A 6,531-nucleotide genomic window follows, 5' to 3' on the forward strand; every position below is an offset into this window, starting at 1 on the left:
TGGGCCGTCTAGGATTCGAACCTAGGACCAAGGGATTATGAGTCCCCTGCTCTAACCGCTGAGCTAACGGCCCGAGAGGGTGGATGCCGGTACCGATCCGCCGTCCTTGGCGGTCACCTTCGATCAGTCGGTGTCGAGGAAACTCCTCAGCTTGTCCGAGCGCGTCGGGTGCCGCAGCTTGCGCAGGGCCTTGGCCTCGATCTGACGGATGCGCTCGCGGGTGACATCGAACTGCTTGCCGACCTCTTCGAGCGTGTGGTCGGTGTTCATATCGATCCCGAAGCGCATGCGCAGCACCTTGGCCTCGCGCGAGGTAAGGCTGGCGAGCATGTTCTGGGTCGCCTCGCGCAGCCCTTCAGCGGTCGCCGAATCGACCGGCGAGATGACACCGGAGTCCTCGATGAAGTCGCCGAGATGGGAGTCCTCGTCGTCGCCGATCGGGGTCTCCATCGAGATCGGCTCCTTGGCAATCTTCAGCACCTTGCGCACCTTGTCTTCAGGCATGTCCATCCGTTGCGCGAGCTCTTCAGGGGTCGCCTCCCGCCCCATCTCCTGGATCATCTGCCGCGAGATGCGGTTGAGCTTGTTGATCGTCTCGATCATGTGCACCGGAATTCGAATGGTGCGCGCCTGGTCGGCAATCGACCGCGTGATCGCCTGGCGGATCCACCAGGTCGCGTAGGTCGAGAACTTGTAGCCGCGGCGATACTCGAACTTGTCCACCGCCTTCATCAAGCCGATGTTCCCTTCCTGAATCAAGTCGAGGAACTGCAGACCCCGATTGGTATATTTCTTCGCGATGGAGATGACCAGACGCAGGTTGGCCTCGACCATCTCCTTCTTGGCCCGGCGGGCCTTGGCCTCGCCGATCGACATCTTGCGGTTGACCTCCTTGACCTCGCTGATCGTCAGGATGTTCTCTCTCTCCAGATCCTGAAGCCTGCGCTGGGCGCGGCGCACATCCTGGGCGAGCTCGGCGAGGCGCGCGGCATAGGGCTTGCCGCTGGCCAACTGGTTCTCGAGCCATTGCGGATTCGTCTCGTTCTCGGGAAAGGTGTCGATGAAGACCTTGCGAGGCATTCCGGCCTGCTCGACGCACAGCCCCATGATGATGCGTTCCTGGGCGCGAATCCGCTCGATCGTTTGCCGCAGGATCTCGGCGAGCTCCTGAAAGACAGGCGCAACCAGCTTGAACTGGAGGAAGACCTCCGAGACTCCGGCCATCGCGGCGCGCGAACGCTCGTCGTCCCGACCGTGCTGCTCGAGTGACGCGCGGAGCACGGCGAAACGCTCGCGCAGGAGCTGGGCCCGCCGCGCGGCATCCTCCGGATCCGGGCCAGTATCGACGACCGGGGCGGAATCGTCATCGTCATCGTCGGAGTCGCCTTCCGTGTCGGCGTCCGCCTTCGACCTGTCGCTGCTCGGGGTCGCCGCGGTCGCCAGCGGCGGCTCCTCTTCACCGTCGTTGAAGCCGGAAATGACGTCGGTGAGCCGGGCCTCGTCCCGCTCGACCCGATCGAAGATCTCGATGAGCTTCTCGATGGAGCGGGGATAAACAGACAGGGCGGACAGGACCTGGTTGAGCCCGTCTTCGATCCGCTTGGCGATCACGAGCTCACCCTCGCGCGTCAGCAGCTCGACGGTCCCCATCTCGCGCATGTACATGCGCACGGGATCGGTGGTGCGGCCGAACTCGCTGTCGACGGAGGCCAAGGCCGCGGCGGCGGCCTCCGCGGCCTCGTCGTCGGACACGGCGGAGTCACTGAGGGTGTGATCGACGACATCTGGGGCGGTCTCATGGACCATGATCCCCATGTCGTTGATCATTCTGACGATATCCTCTATCTGATCGGTCTCGACGATCCCGGGGGGGAGGTGGTCGTTGACCTCCGTGTAGGTCAGATAGCCCTGCTCTTTGCCCTTGGCGATCAGTTGCTTCAGCTGGGACTGTTGCTGTTCTTGATCCATGGGATACCCTGGTTGATACGACGGATGGCGACTGAAAAGCGAACTCAGTAATATAACACCTAACGGCCACTTTATTCCAGTGAACGCTTGCGCGTTCGCGCGGCTTCGGCCTCCTGCTCGAGCCTCGCACGCACCTCATCGCTCCAAGCGCCGGTGCTGGGTTGATTCAGGGGGCGACGGCGCTCCTCTTTGCGAACCTCTTCACTCATCCGATGCAAGGCCCCGCTGAATTCAGCGGCGAGCCCTTCCACCGGGATATCACGTAGGAAGGGGTCCACGCTCAGTCGTTGCAGATATGCGAAGTGTTCTCGGTCGCGCCAACGCTCCAACAAGGCCGCCTTACTGATGGTTGGGTAGGCCGCAATGGTTTCAAGCAGTTGCACCAAGATTGCAACGCCGGGACTCGTCGAGCGGCGCCAGTCGTCCGGTGCGGCTGCGGCCTCGGACGCGAGCTCGGGATGATCGAGCAGCAGCGCGATCGCCTGGGCGATCCGACTCGGTCGGGATGGGTGGGCCGGCTCCCGCCGGACGCGACCGTGACGGGGCGTCCCCTGCCTGCGGTCGACCGCAAGCCCGGTGAGCGCGGCCAGACGGCCAACCAGCATGTCGTGGTATACGCCGGCGGGAACCGACTGGATCAACGGCTGGGCCAGGGTGGCGAGTTGCGCTCGGCCATCGATGCTCGTCATGTCCACCCGGCCGCAGAGCTGCTCGAACAAGAGCTCGGAGAGCGGCTGCGCACGCACCATCCGGGTGCGAAAGGCCTCCGGGCCCTCCGCGCGGATCAGCGTATCGGGGTCCTCTCCGTCTGGCAGAAACAGGAAACGAATCGACTGGCGTCCGGTGGCCGACGGCAGCGCCGTCTCGAGCGCCTTCCAGGCCGCCGCCCGCCCCGCGGGATCGCCGTCAAAGCAGAAGACCACCTCGGGGGCTGCGCGGGAGAGCAGCTGGAGATGCTCCGGGGTCGTGGCCGTGCCTAGGGTCGCGACGACGTTTGTCAGTCCGAACTGGGCCAATGCGATGACGTCCATGTAGCCTTCGACGACAAGCATAGCATCCAGCCGGCGGTTCGCCTTCTGCGCCTCGAACAGCCCGTAGAGCTGGTGGCCCTTGCGGAAGATCGGCGTCTCGGGCGAGTTCAGGTATTTCGGCTTGCCCTCACCGAGGAGCCGCCCGCCGAAACCGATCACCCGCCCCCGCCGATCCCGGATCGGGAACACGACACGATCGCGAAACCGGTCGCGGAGCCGCCCATCCTGATCCACTGCCAGCCCGCAGGTGGCGAGACGCCCCCGCTCGATGGGGCCGGTGCCTAGCCTGGACAGGAGCGGATTGCCGGCGGGCGGCGCAAACCCAAGCCCGTACCGGGCGGCGATCTCGCCGGAGAGGCCCCGCCGTTTCAAATAGTCCACCGCGCGCTGTGCCTCGGGGTGACTGCGCAGCTGCTCTCGATAGATGTCTGCTGCCTGCTCGTGGAGCTGGTACAAGGGCCGATGGTCGGGTCCCAGGTCAGCGGCGTCGACTGCCCCCGGGATCTCCAACCCGGCCCGCCGCGCAAGCTCGTCGACCGCCTCGCGAAACGCGAGCCGGTCGTACTCCATCAGGAAGCCGATGGCGGTCCCGTGCGCTCCACAGCCGAAGCAGTGATAGAACTGCTTGTCCGGACTCACGGTGAAGGACGGGGTCTTCTCCTCGTGGAAGGGGCAGCGCGCCTGGTAATCCTTACCCGCTTTGCGGAGCTGGATCCGGGTGCCGATGAGGTCGACGATATCGGTGCGCGACAGGAGCTCGTCGATGAGCTCGGGGGGAATTCGACCTGCCATTGGAGAGCGAGCCGTTGGGTGGACGCAGAGCGGGGTCAGCCTCCGAGGCGCTCCTTGACCCGCGCGCTCACGACGCCCATGTCGGCCCGACCTTGCACCCTGGGCTTCAAGGCACCCATGACCTTGCTCATGTCGCTCATGGCCTTTGCCTCGGTGGACGTGAAGGCCTCGTCGATCAAGACGGACAGCTCCTCGTCGGTCAGCGGCTGGGGGAGGTAGGACTGAATGACGTCGACCTCAAACCGCTCCGCGGCCGCCAGGTCATCCCGACCGGCCTCGCTGTATTGGCGGATCGAGTCCCGGCGCTGCTTGACCATCTTGTCGAGGACCGCGAGGACTTGCGGGTCGTCGAGCTCGATCCGCTCATCCACCTCACGTTGCTTGATCGCCGCCAGAATCAGTCGGATCACGCCGAGTCTGGCCTTGTCGCCCGCCTTCATGGCGGCCTTCATATCGCTCTGGACACGCAGCTTGATCATAGTCGGGATGTCAGGTCTGAGGGGGACGGTCAGGGCCTGTCGCCACGATCGGCGGAGCCCTTGCCTTGACGAGGCTGCACCGATGTCTGCCCGGCCAGGCCTTGTTTCGGTGCACCATGCCAGAGGGCGCAGGTTGACCTGGGCATTGGACGACCAGGCCCGAACAGGTCCAATCGAAAACCGGGAATTGGGCCGAGTATTCGAGACCCGGAGGACAGGCACTGGACATGCCTGACGGACCGGACTCAACGCTATCAACTCAAATCGCAGGCTCGGCCCAGCGAGCGATCCCGCACCATGGCGCCGACTGCATCCGGCAAGCCCGAACGCGTCGGACCGACTTAGAAGCCTGTCTGACTGGAGCGATCGTCGCGAGCCGAGTGGAAGAGCGAGGGCGGAGTCGACCGATGTTGAGGCGTAGAGTGGGTCTAGTTTACGAGAAATCGCACGGATAGGGGCCGCTCTCCCGCTGGCGCAGTCGATCGGCCTCAAGTCCCGCAGGCTCCTAGTAGGGCCGCTCCCAGCGACGCGACTCGCGCTGCAGTTTCTTCTGGTGCCGCTTCACGGCGGCGGCTTTCTTCCGCTTGCGCTCCGAGGTGGGCTTCTCGTAGAACTCGCGGCGGCGCACCTCGGCGAGCACACCCGCCTTCTCGCAGGACCGCTTGAAACGCCGCATTGCGACTTCGAAAGGCTCGTTTTCTTTGACACGCACGCTGGGCATGGAAGATCCTTCGTTGGCTCCGATGAGAGACACACAGCTTACATAAAGACTTGGAAGTTTAGACGAAGCGCGGCCCCTGATGCAACGCATCGCGACGCCTGCGGTGCTGCCGGAGGTGCTCCGTGCGCACCGCAAGGTCGGTCGATCAAGACGCCATGCCCGGGCGAAATGCGCCGGGGGGTCGGGTTGCAGCGTGTCAACCCGACCCCCCTCGTCTCACCCGAGTGCTCAGACCTGCGGGACGGCGCCCGCCTGCCGGATCACCCACCCTCTCCAAAGATGATCCAACCGATACCCTCTCCGACGTGGTTGGTTTCCCGATCCTTGGACTGCTCCTCTTCCACCCAGATATCCACTCCCTGTGTGGTCAGGTTCTGATACCTGAGCGTCGCCGTGTCACCTCCATTGGTCGTCTGCATCTGCGAGAGGAGGACGGGGATCTCGTCCCATTCACCCTCGAAGCTCAGTGGGAAGACCCGATGCCTGACGTCGTTGCCGGTCAGGCCGGCCCCGAATCTCAGGCCTTCGACGGTCCCTTCGGACGGCTGCCAGGCAATGTAGTGGATCGTCTCCGCATCGTGGCCGGCGGTCAGTGACTCCTGCTCTTCGAGTTGAAGCTGGAACCCCTCCCCGGTCACATTGCGCACCCGCGTCGTCACCGCCTTCGCGTCATTCGCACTGGTAACCGAGGCAAGCAACACCGGCGCCGTCGGGAAGGGCTCGGCGAACCCGATATCCGACAGCCGCTTCCCGCCCTGGATAAACTGGCCGGCCTCAACGCGCTCGCCGCCAGGCAGGGTGTGATTGCCCTGCTCCATGACCAGATAGCCCACGGTCTCGAACCCGTGCATGCCGTCCAGATAGTCCCACTCCTGGATGCGGATCCAGAAGCCGTCCGGCTCGACACCCGAGATCCGCACCGCGACCGGCTCCCCGTCGTTGAAGCTCGGCGGGTTCGCGACCACGATCGGCGCCACGAACGGACGCGCGAGCTCGACCCACTGCCAGTTGTCGTCGACCACGACCTCCCCGACCTCGATCACGACCGAGGTCTCCTCGGGGCTCACCTCGATGTAGGCCGGCTTGCGCATGCTATCGCTGCCGTCGGGTCCGGTGACGGCCAGGGTGACGTCATAGCTCCCGGGCTCGGCATAGACATGGACCGGGGCGTGCTCGGTGCTGCTCGTGCCGTCCCCGAAATCCCAGCGCAGCGTCGCGATCTCGCCCGCGGAGCGGTTCTCGAACGCCACGCTCAGGGGCGCCGCTCCGCTGCGGGTCGCCGCGGCGAAGTCGGCCACCGGCGGCAGCCCGAAGACCTGGATCAGCTTCTGCTTAGTCAGCGTGTCCGACCCCCCGGGACCGGTCACCGTCAGGCTCACCGAATAGGTGCCGGGCACCTGGTAGGTCCAGACCGCCTGGGCCGCGCTGCTGCTCCCACCGTCCCCGAAGTCCCACTGCCAGCGCTCGATCGTGCCACTGGACAGATCGGAGAAGGTCACGCTCAGCGGCGCAACACCCGTGGTCGTGCTGGCGGCGAACG

The 6,531-nt window shown here is 65.0% G+C and carries 5 protein-coding genes and 1 tRNA gene; all 6 read right to left on the reverse strand.

The window, feature by feature from the left end; translation table 11 throughout:
* Positions 1-73, reverse strand: a tRNA-Ile gene (locus LJE61_RS08920).
* Between the two features lie 50 nt (positions 74-123).
* Complete coding sequence (gene rpoD, locus LJE61_RS08925; RefSeq protein ID WP_296918174.1) at positions 124-1,968, reverse strand: RNA polymerase sigma factor RpoD; 1,845 nt, start codon at positions 1,966-1,968, stop codon at positions 124-126.
* Between the two features lie 71 nt (positions 1,969-2,039).
* Positions 2,040-3,791 (reverse strand): DNA primase, encoded by a 1,752-nt coding sequence (gene dnaG, locus LJE61_RS08930; protein WP_296918176.1) that lies wholly within the window; start codon positions 3,789-3,791, stop codon positions 2,040-2,042.
* A 35-nt stretch (positions 3,792-3,826) separates the two neighbouring features.
* Entirely contained in the window at positions 3,827-4,270 is a 444-nt protein-coding gene (locus tag LJE61_RS08935) for a GatB/YqeY domain-containing protein (protein ID WP_296911902.1), read from the reverse strand.
* 505 nt (positions 4,271-4,775) lie between these two features.
* A complete protein-coding gene (gene rpsU / locus LJE61_RS08940; RefSeq protein ID WP_007041206.1) occupies positions 4,776-4,991 on the reverse strand; it encodes a 30S ribosomal protein S21 in 216 nt (71 codons plus the stop codon).
* 260 nt (positions 4,992-5,251) lie between these two features.
* The coding region (locus LJE61_RS08945; protein ID WP_296918178.1) for a PKD domain-containing protein at positions 5,252-6,531 on the reverse strand (1,280 nt) is incomplete at its 5' end.

The organism is Thiocapsa sp., from assembly GCF_022340925.1.
Classification (GTDB): domain Bacteria; phylum Pseudomonadota; class Gammaproteobacteria; order Chromatiales; family Chromatiaceae; genus Thiocapsa.